The sequence below is a fragment of the Bryocella sp. genome, assembly GCF_058498515.1.
The window spans coordinates 1-2,621 of the sequence record NZ_JBMHYI010000040.1 but is presented as its reverse complement, the minus strand read 5'-3'; the positions used below and the strand labels follow the sequence as shown (position 1 = coordinate 2,621).

General features: G+C 63.3%; 3 protein-coding genes. 2 read left to right on the top strand and 1 reads right to left on the bottom strand.

Annotated elements, in window-relative coordinates; all coding sequences use genetic code 11:
* Positions 1-489 (top strand): CHAD domain-containing protein (locus AC5E6W_RS10575; RefSeq protein ID WP_491752260.1); only part of this gene is annotated, 489 nt, incomplete at its 5' end.
* 16 nt (positions 490-505) lie between these two features.
* On the opposite strand, the gene AC5E6W_RS10570 is transcribed toward AC5E6W_RS10575, so the two are convergent.
* On the bottom strand, positions 506-1,621 hold the full coding sequence (locus AC5E6W_RS10570) for a Rieske 2Fe-2S domain-containing protein (RefSeq protein ID WP_491752259.1): 1,116 nt from the start codon (positions 1,619-1,621) through the stop codon (positions 506-508).
* Between the two features lie 50 nt (positions 1,622-1,671).
* On the opposite strand from AC5E6W_RS10570, the gene AC5E6W_RS10565 reads away from it, so the two are divergent.
* On the top strand, positions 1,672-2,621 hold a 950-nt coding region (locus tag AC5E6W_RS10565), incomplete at its 3' end, for an ArnT family glycosyltransferase (RefSeq protein WP_491752258.1).

Here is a 2,621-nt window from a genome sequence, read left to right as displayed (position 1 = left end):
CAAGTCACCGCAAAGCTTCGCAAGCGCGCTACTCGCAAGCTGCTCAAGCTTCTAAACAAGCGCCAGCAGAAAATCTCCAGACGCCTTGAAGCTTTGCTCGACGCGTTGAAACCGGCGGAATCGCTCAAACTTTCTCCCGCCGATCTGCTCGCGCTCGCCGACAAGGACTTCCGCAACACGCACGCCGTGCTCATGCGCACCCCATCCGACGAGCACCTTCACGGCATCCGCAAGGCCGCCAAGCTCGCCCGCTACCAGCTAGAGCTTGCACCCACATCCGTACAGGCGAAGCGTGCTGCGAAGCGGTATCACTCCCTGCAGGAATCAGGCGGTCAATGGCATGACTGGCTCGCGCTGGCTGACGTCGCCACCCACGAACTCGGTGACAACCACCCTACCGCTACGCTCTACACCGAGCTGCGCGACCAGCATCTCGACGGCTACCGAAGCCGGCTCGAAGCGTTCCGCGACGAAACGACGAAGGCATAAGCAGAGGCACCTGCTCCTAGCTGCGCCAGTGCAGCTCCACCGGCCCATCCAGTGGATGCTCCCCCACCCCGGTCAACCGCCGTTGCTTCAACGCGAAGTACCACTTCGCTGGCTTGTCCGCATCGTCGATCAGCATGAGCCCGGGGTTGGACCGCAGACCGCGCGCCTGCTCGATCATCGTCTGCTGGTCCTGCTGGACGAACTTCGCCCCAAAGTACTTGGCTATAGGCGTCACGAAGGGGACATGGTAAAAGATGTCCCACGCTGCAATCACATCGATCCGGCAGGTCGAAGCCGTCACCGGAGTTACGGTCGTCAGCGAAGCGAACCAGCTCTCCTTGCCCTTCGCATTCACGGCGCGGATCGTCTCATACCGCCGGTTCGGCAACGTAAAGTCGATCGTCGTCACGGGCTTTCCCAGCAGCCGGTACGGCGCGCTGTTGGACGAAGGCGCATGCGCCGACATCTGAAAGCCATCCGGGATCGGCTCGAACATCTTCGTCTTCTCATGGATGCTCGCCGCGCTCCGCCACCACCACGCGCGATGCACGAACGGCCCATGCGCCGGATCCATCAGCCCGATGATCCCGTGGTCCACGTTGCACGGCAGATCAGCTACCAGATGCGCTGACCTATATCGTGGCCCGAACTTCGGCAGTTCCGGCACAGGCGGCAGCGCGGCCAGGTCGGTCACACGGCCGGCACCTGCCTCCGGCACATACACCCACGCATAGCCATCGCGTTCCGCCACCGGAAACGAGTTCGCATAAATCTTCGTCGGCTCCAAATGGTCGTGCGAGGTCAGCGACGGAATCTCCTCACAGCGCCCGCTGCATGGCTCAAACCGCCAGCCATGATACTTGCACTGCACCGTTTCGCCGTCGAACCATCCGGCAGAGAGCGGAATCCCCCGGTGCGGACACAAGTCGCGCATGGCGAACAACGCTCCATCGCTCTTGCGGCCCAACAGCATCGGAATTCCGAGCAGCATTGTCACGGCCGTTTCGCCGCGTTTCAGGCTGTCCGCGCGCAGCGCCGGATACCAATCCCCGAAGATCATCTCCGCCGGCGGGCCATCTTTCGCCGCGCCAAGCTGCACCAGCTCCTGCCCCGCACGCATTGGACGCATCATACTCATCGCGCCCTAAGTTTACGCGACTCAACCCATTAGACTGGAACTCCTTGCACGCCTCCGCCACGCGACCGCGCTCCACACTGCTCAGCATCTTGTTGCTGTGGCTAGCGTTCTACGCGTCCTTCACCCTGTTCACACCGCCTCTGCTCGACGACGCCGACTCGGTCCACACCGAAGTGGCCCGTGAAATGCTCCTCCGCCACGACTACGTCACGCTCTACGCCAACGGTATCCGCTACCTCGAAAAAGCGCCGCTGATGTACTGGTCCATGGCCGCAAGCATGAAGCTCGCCACGCTCTTCGGCCGAACTGCCCCACGCTCGCTCGTCGCCGCCGCCCGCATCCCGCTTGCGCTGACCATCCTCGCGCTCGCGCTGCTGCTGGAAGCCTTCGCCCGCCGCCTCTTCGGCAACGCTCGCGCCGGCCTCTATGCGGCGATCATCCTGCTCTCCAGCTTCGGCATCTTCCTCTTCACGCGTATCCTCATTCCGGACGCGATGGTCTGCCTCTGGCTCACTGCCGCGCTCTACTGTTTTTGGCGGACGGAAGAGCTCGGCGGCACCAACCAGCACCGCGCACATCCTGCGCACCTACGGCTCTACTGCGGAGGCTTCGCCGCCGCCTGCGCGCTCAACGTCCTCACCAAGGGCCTGATCGGCGTCGTCTTCCCGGTGGCAATCGTCGTCCTCTACCTGCTGCTCACGCGCGGCTTCCGGCGCTCGCTCGACCGTCTCCGCGAGCTCCACCCGCTGGCAACGCTGGAAGCATTCCTGCTCATCGCCGCGCCCTGGCACATTCTCGCCGGCCTCGCAAACCCTACCCAGGGCCATCCCGCGCCGTTCCGCTTCCTCACGAATTACACCTTTCCTATTTCTCTCGGCCACTGGCAGGTCCCGCTGCCGACTGACGGCAACGTCCACGGCTGGTTCTGGTTCTACTTCATGAACGAGCACCTGCTGCGCTACCTCAACCTGCGCATCCCGCACGACTACGACAC

Excerpts from the sequence above, each read along its gene's own strand:
- AC5E6W_RS10570 (WP_491752259.1), bottom strand. The coding sequence starts at position 1,621 with ATGATGCGTCCAATGCGTGCGGGGCAGGAGCTGGTGCAGCTTGGCGCG.